Source organism: Symbiopectobacterium purcellii, from assembly GCF_052050035.1.
Lineage (GTDB): Bacteria > Pseudomonadota > Gammaproteobacteria > Enterobacterales > Enterobacteriaceae > Symbiopectobacterium > Symbiopectobacterium purcellii_A.
The window spans coordinates 1,359,668-1,373,941 of sequence record NZ_CP189882.1; the positions used below are offsets into that span (position 1 = coordinate 1,359,668).

At 50.8% G+C, this 14,274-nt stretch carries 15 protein-coding genes and 2 pseudogenes; 8 read left to right on the plus strand and 9 right to left on the minus strand.

The window, feature by feature from the left end; all coding sequences use genetic code 11:
• Positions 1 to 29: 29 nt before the first annotated feature.
• From ACQGXV_RS10250 to ACQGXV_RS10275, 6 genes and pseudogenes are all read right to left on the minus strand, one after another.
• Positions 30 to 1,073, minus strand: a complete 1,044-nt coding sequence (locus ACQGXV_RS10250; protein WP_440866323.1) for a LacI family DNA-binding transcriptional regulator — start codon at positions 1,071 to 1,073, stop codon at positions 30 to 32.
• A gap of 300 nt (positions 1,074 to 1,373) precedes the next feature.
• A pseudogene (locus ACQGXV_RS10255) lies at positions 1,374 to 1,916 on the minus strand (dihydrodipicolinate synthase family protein); the annotation flags it as partial.
• Between the two features lie 116 nt (positions 1,917 to 2,032).
• Positions 2,033 to 2,659 carry a transposase family protein gene (locus tag ACQGXV_RS10260; RefSeq protein WP_440866324.1) on the minus strand — a complete coding sequence of 209 codons (627 nt, stop codon included), beginning with the start codon at positions 2,657 to 2,659 and terminating at the stop codon, positions 2,033 to 2,035.
• A 174-nt stretch (positions 2,660 to 2,833) separates the two neighbouring features.
• Positions 2,834 to 3,157: a helix-turn-helix domain-containing protein gene (locus tag ACQGXV_RS10265; protein WP_440866325.1), complete on the minus strand. Its 324-nt coding sequence runs from the start codon at positions 3,155 to 3,157 to the stop codon at positions 2,834 to 2,836.
• A gap of 176 nt (positions 3,158 to 3,333) precedes the next feature.
• Positions 3,334 to 3,735, minus strand: a pseudogene (locus ACQGXV_RS10270) (dihydrodipicolinate synthase family protein); the annotation flags it as partial.
• A 270-nt stretch (positions 3,736 to 4,005) separates the two neighbouring features.
• On the minus strand, positions 4,006 to 4,224 hold the full coding sequence (locus ACQGXV_RS10275) for a protein SlyX (protein WP_440866327.1): 219 nt from the start codon (positions 4,222 to 4,224) through the stop codon (positions 4,006 to 4,008).
• 212 nt (positions 4,225 to 4,436) lie between these two features.
• On the opposite strand from ACQGXV_RS10275, the gene fkpA reads away from it, so the two are divergent.
• Positions 4,437 to 5,246 (plus strand): FKBP-type peptidyl-prolyl cis-trans isomerase, encoded by an 810-nt coding sequence (gene fkpA / locus ACQGXV_RS10280; protein ID WP_440866328.1) that lies wholly within the window; start codon positions 4,437 to 4,439, stop codon positions 5,244 to 5,246.
• A 69-nt stretch (positions 5,247 to 5,315) separates the two neighbouring features.
• Here fkpA and pmrB read toward each other — a convergent pair whose 3' ends face one another.
• Genes pmrB through eptA form a run of 3 tightly spaced genes read right to left on the minus strand, consistent with a single transcriptional unit; the run spans position 5,316 to position 8,718 of the window.
• Positions 5,316 to 6,407 (minus strand): two-component system sensor histidine kinase PmrB, encoded by a 1,092-nt coding sequence (gene pmrB / locus ACQGXV_RS10285; protein ID WP_440866329.1) that lies wholly within the window; start codon positions 6,405 to 6,407, stop codon positions 5,316 to 5,318.
• A complete protein-coding gene (gene pmrA / locus ACQGXV_RS10290) occupies positions 6,404 to 7,072 on the minus strand; it encodes a two-component system response regulator PmrA (protein ID WP_440866330.1) in 669 nt (222 codons plus the stop codon). The genes pmrB and pmrA overlap by 4 nt, the downstream gene beginning before the upstream one ends.
• Positions 7,069 to 8,718, minus strand: coding sequence for a phosphoethanolamine transferase EptA (gene eptA, locus ACQGXV_RS10295; protein WP_440866331.1), 1,650 nt, complete (start codon positions 8,716 to 8,718; stop codon positions 7,069 to 7,071). The genes pmrA and eptA overlap by 4 nt, the downstream gene beginning before the upstream one ends.
• 425 nt (positions 8,719 to 9,143) lie before the next feature.
• Between eptA and ACQGXV_RS10300 the strand changes: the two genes are divergently transcribed.
• The 7 genes from ACQGXV_RS10300 to fusA all read left to right on the plus strand — a co-directional run bounded on the left by ACQGXV_RS10300 (position 9,144) and on the right by fusA (position 14,255).
• Entirely contained in the window at positions 9,144 to 9,866 is a 723-nt protein-coding gene (locus ACQGXV_RS10300; RefSeq protein ID WP_440866332.1) for a helix-turn-helix transcriptional regulator, read from the plus strand.
• Positions 9,866 to 10,255: a sulfurtransferase complex subunit TusD gene (gene tusD / locus ACQGXV_RS10305; protein WP_440866333.1), complete on the plus strand. Its 390-nt coding sequence runs from the start codon at positions 9,866 to 9,868 to the stop codon at positions 10,253 to 10,255. Before ACQGXV_RS10300 ends, tusD begins: the two co-directional genes overlap by 1 nt.
• 9 nt (positions 10,256 to 10,264) lie before the next feature.
• The gene (tusC, locus tag ACQGXV_RS10310) at positions 10,265 to 10,624 is read left to right on the plus strand and encodes a sulfurtransferase complex subunit TusC (protein ID WP_440866334.1); all 360 of its coding nucleotides are present in this window, start codon (positions 10,265 to 10,267) and stop codon (positions 10,622 to 10,624) included.
• 33 nt (positions 10,625 to 10,657) lie between these two features.
• Positions 10,658 to 10,975: a sulfurtransferase complex subunit TusB gene (gene tusB / locus ACQGXV_RS10315; protein ID WP_440866335.1), complete on the plus strand. Its 318-nt coding sequence runs from the start codon at positions 10,658 to 10,660 to the stop codon at positions 10,973 to 10,975.
• Positions 10,976 to 11,108: 133 nt separating this feature from the next.
• Positions 11,109 to 11,483 carry a 30S ribosomal protein S12 gene (gene rpsL, locus ACQGXV_RS10320; RefSeq protein WP_195315730.1) on the plus strand — a complete coding sequence of 125 codons (375 nt, stop codon included), beginning with the start codon at positions 11,109 to 11,111 and terminating at the stop codon, positions 11,481 to 11,483.
• 96 nt (positions 11,484 to 11,579) lie between these two features.
• Positions 11,580 to 12,050 carry a 30S ribosomal protein S7 gene (gene rpsG / locus ACQGXV_RS10325; RefSeq protein WP_195315729.1) on the plus strand — a complete coding sequence of 157 codons (471 nt, stop codon included), beginning with the start codon at positions 11,580 to 11,582 and terminating at the stop codon, positions 12,048 to 12,050.
• Between the two features lie 90 nt (positions 12,051 to 12,140).
• Positions 12,141 to 14,255, plus strand: coding sequence for an elongation factor G (gene fusA / locus ACQGXV_RS10330; protein WP_440866336.1), 2,115 nt, complete (start codon positions 12,141 to 12,143; stop codon positions 14,253 to 14,255).
• Positions 14,256 to 14,274: the final 19 nt, after the last annotated feature.

The following is a 14,274-nucleotide window of genomic DNA, read 5'->3' on the forward strand; positions in this document are numbered from 1 at the left end:
GCTGCGTTGGCCCGCTAATGCATCAGTGATTACCTGAGCGGTGCGCTGGAACTGCGTGGAATAAGGCTTGGCATCACGCGCCGAATGGTATCGACGGGTTCGGTGCCCGCCAGTAGCAATTCAACAGCAATCGAGGCAACGTGGTCGAACGGAATATGCACCGACGTGAGCGGAACCGGCAAACGGGCGGACAGCGGAATATCGTTATAGCCGACCAGTGATAAATCTTGGCCGATTGCCAGTCCCAATCGATGGGCCGCTGCCATAACGCCGAAGGCCAAATCGTCGTTGATGGCGAAAATGGCAGTGGGCCTGCGTGCTCCACTCAGCAGCGCCATCCCTTCACTTTCCCCTGACTCAATGTTGAAACCGGATTCCCGAATCCAGGCGGGATTGGGCGTGAGTCCGGCCTCGCGCATTGCGCGATGGAATCCTTCCCGGCGATAGGTCGCACCGGAAGAAAAGCTGGATCCCGCGACCATACCGATATCGCGGTGACCGAGATCGATAAGATGTCGGGTTGCCAGATAGCCCCCCTGTTCATCGTCACCAATGGCAGAGCGGCTGACACCGTCGGTACGCAGCGCCAGAACGTGAGCAACATTTTGCTGACGCAGTTCCGCCGGCAAATGGTCATCCAGTCGACTGGTGGCCAGAATCAGTCCATCAACGCGTCGATCGAGTAGGGAGGCTGCCGCCTGTTTTTCTTGCACCGGATCGTCGCCACAGGTCGCAACAATCGCGAAATAACCGTAGCGTTCTGCTACGCGGCAGATAGCCTCATACAACAGCGCCATCACCATATCGCTCAGCCGCGGCACCAGTACGCCGATGGTGCGCGTGCCGCCACGACGCAGGCTGGAGGCCATGATGTCGCGTCGGTAACCCAATTCTTGTGCAACCTGACGTACACGTTCCGCCGCTTTGCTGCGTGACGGCGGTAAACGTTCATCCAGAACGCGGGAAACGGTGGAAACGCTCACCCCGGCTGCCGTGGCGACATCCTGTAAGGTGACGGGTTTGCTTCCCAACTTACGGCTTGTGCCGTTGGGCGGAAAGGTATTAGGGTCCATGTAATCCCTTGATTTTTATTTTTAAAAAAAGGCACAGTGTGTTGCCAATAACATCCGCGCGGCGTTTACGAATTTATTATGTAATGGTTCCCAGGCTTTGGCTACACCTCGGAATTTTAAATCTGCGCCACGGCAGAATAATCAGGGATTACTATGCAAAAGCATACAATAATGCGCAACATCTGCGTTTGATTGCGCTAACAAGCGTGGGGAGTTGGATGCCGTTTAGATCGGTAATAGGCCCGCCGTTCAGGGTATGAAGGCGGGCGTACCCGTCATGTCAGCGTCGGTGTGGTGGTATTAGCCAACGAATGACAGTTCAGCAGCGCGAATAGCGGCGTTGATTTCCTCTTCTGCGCCGGGTTCCAATGGCAGCAGCGGAGAACGCACTGTCGCGTGGTCCAGAATGCCACGCGCTACCAGCGCATGCTTCAGCGCTACCGTTCCTTCCATGTGCGAGCCACGGTGATACACGCTTTTGGTCACGGGCAACAGGCGGTCATGGATCTCACGGGCTTTTTTGTAATCCTTCGCCTTGCCGGCTTTGATCATCTCTACCAGCAGTTCCGGCGCAATGTTGCCATAGCCCACCAGGAAACCGTCTACATCAAAAGCCGTCGAGAGCAGATATTCGTCATGGCAGCTCAGGATTTGCAGGTCTGGGCGTTCACGACGGATTACCGGAATCTCTGTGTCCCAGCGACGCATATTGCTCACGCCGTTCTTCATGTCAAACACACCGGGTTGAGCCGAAATTTCCAGCAATGTTTCCAGGTTATAGGTGCACTTGGTGGCATCCGGATACTGGAACAGGATCAGCGGCAGGCCACTTTCTTCATAAAGCGTGTTGCTTAATAGTGAAATAAGGGTGTTTCGGTGATTGAAGTAAATTTTACGCTGTTCTGAGATGGAAATTCCAAAGACCGGCGCTAAGGAGTAAGAAGGTATAGCCAACCGACTTAAAAATGATTACATCCTATGCCCTGATATGCGGCAAAGAAGCATAGCTGGCTGTTATCAAAATAATGTCGCTTGGCTATATCATCAATAAAGGGTCTACGATTCCGTAAAATTTGGGTCATGCAACCGAGGCGCTTGATACCCGCGATGGCGTGTTCAACTGTAATACGGATGCCCGAGATTATTTTATTTTCTTGTTTTTGTTCAGGCGATAAAGGTCTTTTTCGAGTTCCTTTTTTTGGGATTTGTGTATTAGGATGCTGTTTCTCTATACCTTGAAAACCGGTATCTGCCCAGATGGTTACCTCAGGAGGAATATGGCGAATTATATCGACTTTATCGAGTAAGCGTTTATCGTGACGGCGCCCATTTTTGCTCATGGGGATAAATCCAATTTGCCTTGTTTCGTCAGTCATAATAAGCGCTTTTCGAGTGGTCTGTCTTTTCTTTCCCGAATACATTTTTTTTCGCCGACGCAGATTCTTAGGCTTTTGGACAGGTCGCTCTGTCCCATCAATAAAGACGTCTTTAACTCCAGAAAAGGCGCGAAAAAATTCCTCAGCAGAGCGAATTTGACGAGCGGGCAAAACACATTCTCGCCCCAAGGTCATCTCTAAAACCGGCAATAATATTTTTACCGGCTTTGTTGAATAATTTAAGATACTGATTTATATAAGCATTATAAAATTTCAACGACTAATTTTTCCTCTCGGAATGCTTTTTATTGTGCTAACTATTTGATTTGTCGTTCTAACAAAATACATTCTCTGTAAATGCATTCTAACTAAAGAAGATGTAAATCAAACGGTTAAATTATTCAACAAAGCCATTTTTACCCAGCGACATACCCGTGTTCTATCTAAACCAAAAAGAAGTCCTTGCAAATCATAGGTCGGATAACATTTTAAATACAATAAAATAAAAAGCAGTTTATCTAATGGGGTTGGGATAAATCCTTTCTGCCCTGCACCCATCTGCCGCTCGTGATCTTTTCGATTCTTTTTCCGATAAATCAAATAACAAGCTGAAAATTCAGCGGCTAAATTTTTCAATTCTTCGACTAATAATCCAATGATTGCTTTACATAAACGATTATCTCGTAACAACCGCTCTTTGTTGATCATTTCAAACCTTTATTCTCTAAGTTAAACCTCTTTTTATTCTCAATAGCCTGACAAAAAATGCAAGTCTCTATTCAGCAACTATAGCCAAGCGACATTATTTTGATAACAGCCAGCTATGCTTCTTTGCCGCATATCAGGGCATAGGATGTAATCATTTTTAAGTCGGTTGGCTATAGTTTATAGACCTGACGGTATTTATCCTGCGGTGCCCCTTTCTGATAGCCAAAACGCAGCCAGCCGTGAGAAGGATACAGCAGGCCCGCAGAGGCCCCCGCACTGATGGCGCGCTTGGCTTCTTCGGCTGCCACTTCGGTGCCTTCGAGCCTAATACCCGCGATGATTGGAATGGCACCGTTCACGGACTCCGCGAACGCTTCAATCACTTTCATCTGCTCGCTCTGAGACATAAAGGTGCCTTCACCGGCGTGGCCCAATACGGTCAGACTTTTAACGCCATCGATGCTGGCAAGCCAGGCACCCAGTTTTTTACACGCGGCGTAATCAACGGAACCATCGCGGTTGAAAGGTGTAACGGGGGCAGGGTTCAGGCCACGTAAATCGATATTAATTTTGGTCATGATGTTCTCTTTTTAGTGTCATCGGAAAAATGAAAGAATAATTAATAACGTTCTCGGGAACCTTTTCGTTTTTGGTTTTTCTAAAGAGACTGTCAAGAGCGATTTGCTATCAGGGTTTTGACTTACGGTAAGGAATTGTCAGTTTAGATGATTAAAATCAATTGGTTATTTGTTATTCTGGCGGGTGGAAAACCGTGCGGAACGCCTGAAATGATGTGATAAATGTGATCTGGCGCATCCGTGGCGGTACGGATGCGCCAGCGTTATCGGCTAATAGTGTGGCGGTGGTGTCTCTTCGGACTGTGAGGCGAGAAGAGAAGGGGATGTTGCTTTCAATTTTTCGGCTAACAGGCGCAGGTGCTCACGAATTTTCGCCATTTCCAATTCATGCTGGACGACCGTTTGGTTCAACTCATCAATGGTGAGCTCCTGAAAAGCCAGCTTGCTTTCAAGCATTTCAATACGTTGCTCGAGTTGCGTATGGGGCATTACGATTCCTCTGTATTTTGTCGTATCTAGCCAAATATTCGGAACCTCCGGACATCGACGAGGTCGGAAAATGGGCCTATGAATAATTCAGGGAATTTTATCAAAGGATTGTTGTGTGTGTCGTTGTGTTGTCTCGATACCCTCAGTTATAGTAGTCGCGCATTTACGATTAATGTTTCTGGAGCCTGTCGTTCCAGACCGGGAGATGATAGATGAGATCACTATTTAAAGTAACGCTGTTAGCGACGACGATGGCACTGACGCTGAATGCTAACCTGGTAATGGCAGCGGAAGCGGCGAAAGCGTCCGATTCGGCCCCAGCGGCAAAATTCAAGAGCGATGAGGATGCCGCCGCTTATGCGCTGGGTGCTTCCTTGGGGCGTTACATGGATAACTCACTGAAAGAGCAAGAAAAACTGGGTATCACCTTAAATAAAGATCAGTTGATTGCTGGCGTTCAGGACGCGTTTGCTGACAAGAGCAAGCTGAGCGACGAAGAGATTGAGAAGACCCTGCAAGGTTTCGAAACGCGCGTGAAAACCGCAGCAGAAGCGAAAATGAAGCAGGATGCTAAAGAAAGCGCTGAGAAAGGCACTAAATTCCGTGATGCATTCGCCAAAGAAAAAGGCGTGAAGAAAACGGAATCTGGCCTGCTGTATCAGGTAGAGAAAGAGGGTACGGGCGCAGCGCCGAAAGAGAGCGATACCGTAGTGGTTAACTACAAAGGTACGCTGGTTGACGGTAGCGAGTTTGATAACTCTTACAAACGTGGCGAACCTCTCTCTTTCCGTCTTGACGGGGTTATTCCTGGTTGGACTGAAGGGCTGAGGCAGGTTAAAAAAGGCGGGAAAATCAAACTGGTTATTCCGCCAGAGTTAGCTTACGGCGAAAATGGCGTCCCGGGCATTCCGGCGAACTCTACGCTGGTGTTTGAATTGGAACTGCTGGATATCAAGGCAGACGCTGATGCCAAACCGGCCGCTAAAGCAGAAAAACCTGCTGCCGAGAAAAGCGCTAAATAACTTGCGCTAGCGTTGTCGCTGATTCAGCCGTGGGGCAACCCGCGGCTTTTTTTATGGTATGGCGTCACGTCAGGAAAGCAGCGGTGGAAAGGTGACCTCCGCCAGCGTGCCGTTGCCCTCACGTAGGTTGCTGAGCGTCAATGCCCCATGGTGCAGTTGCGCCACGCGGGTGACAATACTCAACCCCAGCCCGATGCCGCCGTAGCGTGTGTCCATACGGACAAATGCCTTACTCAATTCGCCGACTTTACTTTCATCAATACCAGGCCCTTGGTCACGCACCTGCAAGGTGATTTGCGGGTCGGCGGTAAGCCGCACAGTGATCGTGCTCTCTGGGGGACTGTAACGGTGGGCGTTCTCGATCAAATTACGCAGCAGCAGTTGCAGTAACGTGGCATCGCCCTGTATCGCCACCTCTCCCTCACTGATTTGCCAGTCGATGCGCTGGTTGCGCTGACTGGCCATCTCTTCCACCATATCCTGTATGGGGACAATCACATCCTGAGCCAGCGAAACCTGTTGGTAGTGGCCGGAGTAAAACGCCACGGCGGCGCGCGCCAACTGAAGCAGCTGTTCAACGGTTCGTGTCATGGTATCGATGCGTGCAATCAGCGGCTGGCAATCGACCCCATGACGTTGCTGTTGGAGTTCCAGATGCAGCCGTATGCCTGCCAGTGGGGTACGTAGTTCGTGTGCGACGTCAGCGGTAAATTGGCGCTCTCGTTCCAGCGTTTCATTCAGGCGCACAAAGAGTTGGTTCATGGAGCGTGTCACGGCGGCGATCTCTTCCATCTGCTGATAATCTGCGATAGGTTCCAAATTTTCCGCACTGCGGTTGCCTAATTCCGCAGCAAGGCGCGACAGGGGCCGCGTAATCCAGTTCACGGCCTGAATAGAAAGAAACAGGGAAGCCAGCACCATTACCAGGCTGGGTATGCTGAGTGAGGCGATCGATTCGCGTATTTCCTTGGCGATATGCTCGTTGCGTGCGTGTTCACTCAGCGTTTTATCCACCATAAACTCGATCTGTTCCTTACTTTCATGCCATAGCAAGGCGACGCTGATAAGCTGATACGTCAACAAAATACATCCCAGCGCTATGATAAGCCGCCAGCGCATGCTGGCCGCAGGGGGAGACATCGAGCTGAAAATGTGTTTCATGCGTCATCCTCGGTCGTGAACAGGTAGCCAAAGCCGCGCAGGGTACGGATGCGCGCTTTGCCGATTTTCTGTCGTAAATGATGGACGTGAACTTCAAGTGAGTTTGAGGCGGGATCGTCATTCCAACTGTAAATATCCTGATGCAGCAGTTCGCGGTGAACGGGCTGCCCGGCTTTCAATACCAGCCTTGCGAGAATCGCAAACTCTTTGGGCGTCAGAATAACCGATTCTTGCTTCAGGCTCACCTGCTGAGTCGTGAGGTCAAGGCAAAGATCGCCCACCACAACCAGGTTGTCGCTTGCGCCTTGGTGGCGGCGGATCAGGGCTCGGACCCGAGCCAACAGCTCTGTCAGCGCAAACGGCTTGACCAGATAGTCATCGGCACCGGAGTCCAGCCCGCTGACGCGATCGTCGATGGTGTCGCGGGCGGTCAGGATCAACACTGGCATATGCTGGTGCTGTTTGCGCCAGCGCGCCAGCAGTTGCAAACCATCACCGTCCGGTAGACCGAGATCCAGCACCACCAGACTGTATGGCGCGCTGTTTAACAGCGCATCGGCCTGTTTGGCCCCGCCTGCGCAGTCGCAGGCGTATCCTTCCTGGCTGAGCGCCAGTAACAATCCCTCTTGCAGTAAGGCATCATCTTCTACAATCAACAATCTCATGCACGTCGATCCCGACATTCCTTGAGGATATCCCATTCAGGCTGATATTCGTTGGTAGTAACATTAAGCATTCCCAGTATGGTGTGAAACAGATTGTCTTGCGAATAACTTTGCGTTTGCGCGCGTTGTCGCAAACATGTCTCTTGTACGGCAAATTGCTGCTGGTAGTCGTGCGACAGCCACATCAACATTGGAATATGCGTTTGTTGTGAAGGAGCGACGGCATAGGGCATGCTGTGTAAATAAACACCGTCTTCCCCCAATGATTCTCCATGATCGGAGAGATAAACCAATGCGGTGTTGAACTTATCCTGGTGGTGTTTCAGCAGCTCTATCGCGTTATTTACTGTGTTATCCAGATAAAGCAGCGTGTTGTCATAGGTGTTGGTTAACGCATCTCGGGAACAGTTCTGAATCTGGTTGGTGTCGCAGGTCGGGGTAAATTGTTTGAACGCGTCCGGATAACGTCTGTAATAGGCAGGCCCGTGACTGCCAATCATGTGCAGCACGATAATGGCATCGCTATTCAGTTGATTGATATGATCTTCCACACCGGTAAACAACGCCTCATCGTAGCATTCTCCGCCGCTGCATAAGCCCGGAGCCGCGATGCTGGGAACGTCTTTGTTGGGAACCCGGTTACAGACGCCTTTGCATCCGCCGTCATTTTCCTGCCACAGCACATTGATGCCTGCGCGTTGAACAATATCCAACAGCCCTTCTTGATGGCTGGCCAGTGCGGCATCGTATTGCGTGCGTGGCATGTTAGAGAACATGCAAGGCACCGAAACGCCGGTTGAGGTGCCACACGACTGGGTATGGGGAAAATAGATTACATTGGCCTTTTTCAACTGCGGGTTCGTCTCTTTGCCATACCCACCCAGGGAGAAGTTTTCGGCGCGGGCGGTTTCTCCTACCACCAAAATGATCAGGTTTTTCTTACCATTAGCATTAGCAGGACGGGGGCCTTGATGTGCATCCAGGCCGATTTGCACTAACGGCTGGTTAGCCAGCGCCCGATGCTTAACGTAGGAAAGATTGGCGGCGATCACGTTGCTGGGGGTAATAGATTTCACCAACTCCTTATTATTTCGCATTAATGACGCGTAATCTTTGTAAAATAGCGCGGCGACGAGCAATATTGTCAGCAGTGACAGTGCGATAATCAAAAAGCGCTGACCGATGCTGATCGCGGTTAATGCCGTCGGTTTTATTTTTACCCATAGCGCGAATCCAGCAGGCAAGACCCCGACGAGCAATACCCAAAGCGCCAGTTGCGGTGTAAACAGATCGACAGATTCCGACACGTTGGTTTCCATCACGTTCTGTATCATGGTGCGATCGATAATAATGCTGTAGTTCAGCATGAAATATTGTACTGAAGCACCCGCGATCAGCAGCGCAGCAATTGCCCATTGGCGCAGGTAGGGAATGGCGAACAGGGTAAAGACGATATTCAGTACGGCGAAAATCACCAATGGCATACTCAGGAAAAAAGGCAGCGTTGTACGCTGGCTGAAATCTAACAGGTGCAACGTTTGACGGTAGTAGGCAATGTTTTGCGCCAGCGTGATAAAGGCGGAGAAAAACAGCACGTAGCCGATGCTTGTCCACTCGGGGCGGGAAAGGGTAAAACGAATTTTCATGGCTATCTCAATGAATAAAGACAAAATGAGTGAGTGATAGCGCGTGACGTTAAGCTATTAAAATTAAGCCAAACTTAAGACGGTGTTCAGATGTCGTGTAAAAGGGGGGGTAGAACCGTGAAATGCGGGGACGGGAGAAAGGACATTTGGTAGACTACACCCTAAATAATTCACGTTGCAGGAAGGCGGCAAGGCAGTGACAAATTTGTCTGGAACAAATTTGAACAACGCTTGCGCTGGCCCGTAGGGTGAATCTCAGGGATGAGATTCATTAATCCCGATGCGCTTACTTAGGTAAGTGATTCGGGTGAGCGAGCGTAGCCAACGCGTCTGCGACGTGAAGTATGACGGGTAATGTCCTGTGGATGGTGAGTGCCTAAACATTTAAGGCAATTAAATAGATGATGTCGAGGATGGTGTCAGCCATGTCAAATTCGCTTGTGTCTGGCGAATCAAATGAAATTGATTTGCTGGAGGAACGGCCGTTTAACTCGACGGACCATGAGATCCTGAAATCTTACGAGGCGGTGGTAGACGGTCTGGCGATGCTGATCGGTGAACACTGTGAAATCGTGTTGCACGCGTTAGAAGATCTTAAATGCTCAGCGGTGCGCATTGCCAACGGCGAACACACTGGGCGTAAAATCGGTTCGCCGATTACCGATCTGGCGCTGCGTATGCTGCATGATATGGCGGGGGAGGACAGTAGCGTATCCAAAGCGTACTTCACGCGAGCCAAAAGTGGCGTGCTGATGAAATCGGTCACTATCGCCATTCGTAACCGCGAGCAGCGTTTGATAGGCCTGTTGTGCATCAACATGAACCTTGATGTGCCTTTTTCCCAGATTGTGCAGACATTTATTCCGCCGGAAACCCATGAAGTGGCTTCCTCGGTGAACTTCGCTTCCTCCGTAGACGATCTCGTTGCGCAGACGCTCGAGTTCTCTATTGAAGAAGTGAACGCGGATCGCAACGTTTCTAACAATGCCAAGAACCGGCAAATTGTGCTGAACCTCTATGAAAAGGGTATTTTCGATATCAAGGACGCGATCAATCAGGTGGCGGATCGCCTGAATATTTCCAAGCACACCGTTTATCTCTACATTCGCCAGTTTAAAAACGGTGACTTCAGCGGGCACGATCGCTGATGTTGCGTTATTGCCTCTTGGTGACAGGCCCGGCATACGGTACGCAGCAGGCGAGTAGCGCGCTGCTGTTTGCCCGGGCGTTGATTGCGCAAGGGCACAGCCTGGAAAGCATTTTTTTTTATCGGGAAGGGGTGCTGAACGCCAGTCAACTGACGTCCCCGGCTAATGATGAGTTCGATGTGACGCGAGCGTGGCAGCAGTTGGGGGCAACGTATCAGGTGGCACTCAATGTGTGCGTGGCCGCCGCACTGCGTCGCGGCGTCACGGACAGCGAACAGGCAAGGCTGCTCGCACTGCCCACTGCCAATCTGCAACCGGGTTTTTCACTGAGCGGTTTAGGTGAACTGGCCCAGTCTGTATTGACGTGCGACCGCGTCATACAATTTTAAGGAGCGATAATGAAGCGCATCGCTTTCTTGTTTACCCATGCTCCGCACGGTGACGCGTCGGGGCGAGAAGGGTTGGATGCCTTATTGGCAACTTCCGCGCTGACCGATGATATTGGCGTGTTTTTTATCGGTGACGGTGTGCTGCAACTGTTGCCCGGTCAGCAGCCTGACGTCATTCTGATGCGTAACTACATTGCAACGTTTGGCGTGTTGCCGCTGTACGACATTGAGCGCTGCTATCTGTGTGCGGCGTCTGCCGATCAGCGCGGCCTGCACGCGGATACCGCATGGGTGGTTGACTTTGAACGGCTCGCGCCGGATGCCCTGCGTGCAACGCTTGCCGACTATGACACTGTGCTTACGTTTTAATTTGAAAGTGTTTTATTTGAGAGTGCTACGCTTATGCAGCCTGTGACCCCACCTCTGAAAACGCGCTTGCACACGTTTTCCCGTTCGCCCTATCACACCGATATCGACGCGATGTTGCGTTGCGTGCTGCCACAGGATGCGCTGCTACTGCTGCAAGACGGCGTGATTGCTGCGCTGAGGCAGGGGCCTGTAGCGGCGCGCCTGCTGACGTTGGGCATTCCCGTCTACGCCTTGCAGGAAGATGTGGTCGCTCGAGGGTTGGCAGAACAAATTTCAACCAGTATTCTACTGGTCGACTATACTGAATTTGTCCGGCTGACCGCCCAACACGCAGTGCAACTGGCGTGGTGATGCTGGAATTTTGACTATTTCTTGACTCCTTTCGCCGTCAGCCCTAAAATTCTTCGTCCCCATATTTTACTCTGTAATATATGGGGCGACTTATCACGTGTTTACGAAGCGAAATAAAAACCAGGAGTTTTTAATGGCAACAATTAACCAGCTGGTTCGCAAACCGCGCTCTCTGAAGGTTGCAAAAAGCAACGTTCCTGCGCTGGAAGCGTGCCCGCAAAAACGTGGTGTATGTACTCGCGTATATACTACCACTCCGAAAAAACCAAACTCTGCACTGCGTAAAGTATGCCGTGTACGTTTGACTAACGGTTTTGAAGTGACTTCCTACATCGGTGGTGAAGGTCACAACCTGCAGGAGCACTCCGTGATCCTGATCCGTGGCGGTCGTGTTAAAGACCTCCCGGGTGTGCGTTACCACACCGTACGTGGTGCACTGGACTGCTCTGGTGTTAAAGATCGTAAGCAGAGCCGTTCCAAGTACGGCGTTAAGCGTCCCAAGGCTTAATGGTTCTCCGTTAAGTAAGGCCAAACGTTTTAACTTAAATGTCAAACTAAACTCGTAGAGTTTTGGACAATCCTGAATTAACAACGGAGTATTTCCATGCCACGTCGTCGCGTCATTGGTCAACGTAAAATTCTGCCGGATCCTAAGTTCGGATCTGAATTACTGGCCAAATTTGTAAACATTCTGATGGTAGACGGTAAAAAATCTACCGCAGAAGCAATCGTCTATACCGCGCTGGAAACCCTGGCACAGCGTTCTGGTAAAAACGAACTGGAAGCTTTCGAAGTCGCTCTGGACAACGTTCGTCCGACTGTCGAAGTTAAGTCCCGCCGTGTTGGTGGTTCAACTTACCAGGTTCCGGTTGAAGTCCGTCCGGTCCGTCGTAATGCCTTGGCAATGCGTTGGATCGTTGAAGCTGCTCGTAAACGCGGTGATAAATCGATGGCTTTGCGCCTGGCGAACGAACTTTCTGATGCAGCAGACAACAAAGGTACTGCTGTTAAGAAACGTGAAGACGTTCACCGCATGGCCGAAGCCAACAAGGCGTTCGCTCACTACCGCTGGTAATTCCCGCGGGCTAACCAGGCGGGCGTGCTTTACGGCCCGCCCGTTTGTGTTAACTGATGAATTGAACGTCCGAAGATATAGAGGAAACAAATGGCTCGTACAACACCCATTGCACGCTACCGTAACATCGGTATCAGTGCACACATCGACGCCGGTAAAACCACCACGACTGAACGTATTCTGTTCTACACAGGTGTAAACCACAAAATCGGTGAAGTTCACGACGGCGCCGCCACGATGGACTGGATGGAGCAGGAGCAAGAGCGTGGGATTACCATTACCTCCGCTGCGACTACTGCGTTCTGGTCTGGTATGGCGAAGCAGTTTGAGCCGCACCGCGTAAACATCATCGACACCCCGGGACACGTTGACTTCACTATCGAAGTAGAACGTTCCATGCGTGTTCTTGATGGTGCAGTCATGGTTTACTGTGCTGTTGGTGGTGTTCAGCCGCAGTCTGAAACCGTATGGCGTCAGGCTAACAAATACAAGGTTCCGCGCATCGCGTTCGTTAACAAAATGGACCGTATGGGCGCGAACTTCCTGAAGGTCGTTGGTCAGATCAAATCCCGTTTGGGCGCGAACCCGGTTCCGCTGCAATTGGCGATTGGTGCTGAAGAAGGTTTCACCGGTGTTGTTGACCTGGTGAAAATGAAAGCGATCAACTGGAACGAAGCCGACCAAGGCGTCACCTTCGAATACGAAGACATCCCTGCTGATATGCTGGAACTGGCTGACGAATGGTACCAGAACCTGATCGAATCCGCTGCGGAAGCTTCCGAAGAGCTGATGGAGAAATACCTGGGCGGTGAAGAACTGACTGAAGAAGAGATCAAAAAAGCTCTGCGTCAGCGCGTTCTGAACAACGAGATCATTCTGGTTACCTGTGGTTCAGCCTTTAAAAACAAAGGCGTACAGGCAATGCTGGATGCAGTCATTGATTACCTGCCATCTCCGGTTGATGTACCGGCGATCAACGGTATGCTGGATGACGGTAAAGACACACCGGCTCAACGTCACGCAAGTGATGACGAGCCGTTTGCTGCGCTGGCATTCAAAATTGCTACCGACCCGTTTGTGGGTAACCTGACGTTCTTCCGCGTGTACTCCGGTGTGGTTAACTCCGGTGATACCGTGCTGAACTCCGTGAAAGCAGCGCGTGAGCGTTTTGGCCGTATCGTTCAGATGCACGCCAACAAACGTGAAGAGATCAAAGAAGTTCGCGCAGGCGACATCGCGGCAGCTATCGGTCTGAAAGACGTAACGACAGGTGATACCCTGTGTAATCCGGATGCTCCGATTATTCTGGAACGTATGGAATTCCCTGAGCCGGTTATCTCTATCGCCGTTGAACCGAAAACCAAAGCTGACCAGGAAAAAATGGGTCTGGCTCTGGGCCGTCTGGCGAAAGAAGACCCGTCGTTCCGCGTATGGACTGACGAAGAAACGAATCAGACCATCATCGCTGGTATGGGTGAGCTGCACCTCGACATCATCGTTGACCGTATGAAGCGTGAATTCAACGTTGAAGCGAACGTGGGTAAACCTCAGGTTGCTTACCGTGAAGCGATTCGCGCGAAAGTTACCGATATCGAAGGTAAACACGCCAAGCAGTCTGGTGGTCGCGGTCAGTATGGTCACGTGGTTATCGACATGTACCCGCTGGAGCCGGGCTCAAATCCGAAAGGTTATGAGTTCATCAACGACATCAAGGGTGGTGTAATTCCTGGCGAATACATCCCTGCCGTTGATAAAGGCATTCAGGAACAGCTGAAAGCGGGCCCGCTGGCGGGTTACCCGGTGGTTGATCTCGGCGTGCGTCTGCACTTCGGTTCTTACCATGACGTTGACTCCTCTGAACTGGCGTTTAAACTGGCTGCGTCTATCGCCTTTAAAGATGGCTTCAAAAAAGCAAAACCTGTTCTGCTTGAGCCTATGATGAAGGTTGAAGTAGAAACGCCGGAAGAGAACACCGGTGACGTAATCGGTGACCTTAGCCGTCGTCGTGGTATGCTGCGTGGTCAGGAATCTAACGTCACTGGCGTTGTGATTCATGCTGAAGTTCCGCTGTCTGAAATGTTCGGATACGCAACTCAATTGCGTTCTCTGACCAAAGGCCGTGCTTCTTACTCCATGGAGTTTCTGAAGTACGATGATGCGCCGAACAACGTTGCTCAGGCCGTTATTGAAGCTCGTGGTAAATAATTACCAAGCCTAATACATT

Coding starts and splice junctions, on each gene's coding strand:
- pmrB (WP_440866329.1), bottom strand. CDS start 6,407: ATGAAACACATTTTCAGCTCGATGTCTCCCCCTGCGGCCAGCATGCGC.
- ACQGXV_RS10275 (WP_440866327.1), bottom strand. CDS start 4,224: ATGCCCCATACGCAACTCGAGCAACGTATTGAAATGCTTGAAAGCAAG.
- ACQGXV_RS10250 (WP_440866323.1), bottom strand. CDS start 1,073: ATGGACCCTAATACCTTTCCGCCCAACGGCACAAGCCGTAAGTTGGGA.
- ACQGXV_RS10265 (WP_440866325.1), bottom strand. CDS start 3,157: ATGATCAACAAAGAGCGGTTGTTACGAGATAATCGTTTATGTAAAGCA.
- tusD (WP_440866333.1), top strand. CDS start 9,866: ATGTTGCGTTATTGCCTCTTGGTGACAGGCCCGGCATACGGTACGCAG.
- tusB (WP_440866335.1), top strand. CDS start 10,658: ATGCAGCCTGTGACCCCACCTCTGAAAACGCGCTTGCACACGTTTTCC.
- rpsG (WP_195315729.1), top strand. CDS start 11,580: ATGCCACGTCGTCGCGTCATTGGTCAACGTAAAATTCTGCCGGATCCT.
- rpsL (WP_195315730.1), top strand. CDS start 11,109: ATGGCAACAATTAACCAGCTGGTTCGCAAACCGCGCTCTCTGAAGGTT.
- ACQGXV_RS10300 (WP_440866332.1), top strand. CDS start 9,144: ATGTCAAATTCGCTTGTGTCTGGCGAATCAAATGAAATTGATTTGCTG.
- pmrA (WP_440866330.1), bottom strand. CDS start 7,072: ATGAGATTGTTGATTGTAGAAGATGATGCCTTACTGCAAGAGGGATTG.
- tusC (WP_440866334.1), top strand. CDS start 10,265: ATGAAGCGCATCGCTTTCTTGTTTACCCATGCTCCGCACGGTGACGCG.
- eptA (WP_440866331.1), bottom strand. CDS start 8,718: ATGAAAATTCGTTTTACCCTTTCCCGCCCCGAGTGGACAAGCATCGGC.
- fusA (WP_440866336.1), top strand. CDS start 12,141: ATGGCTCGTACAACACCCATTGCACGCTACCGTAACATCGGTATCAGT.
- fkpA (WP_440866328.1), top strand. CDS start 4,437: ATGAGATCACTATTTAAAGTAACGCTGTTAGCGACGACGATGGCACTG.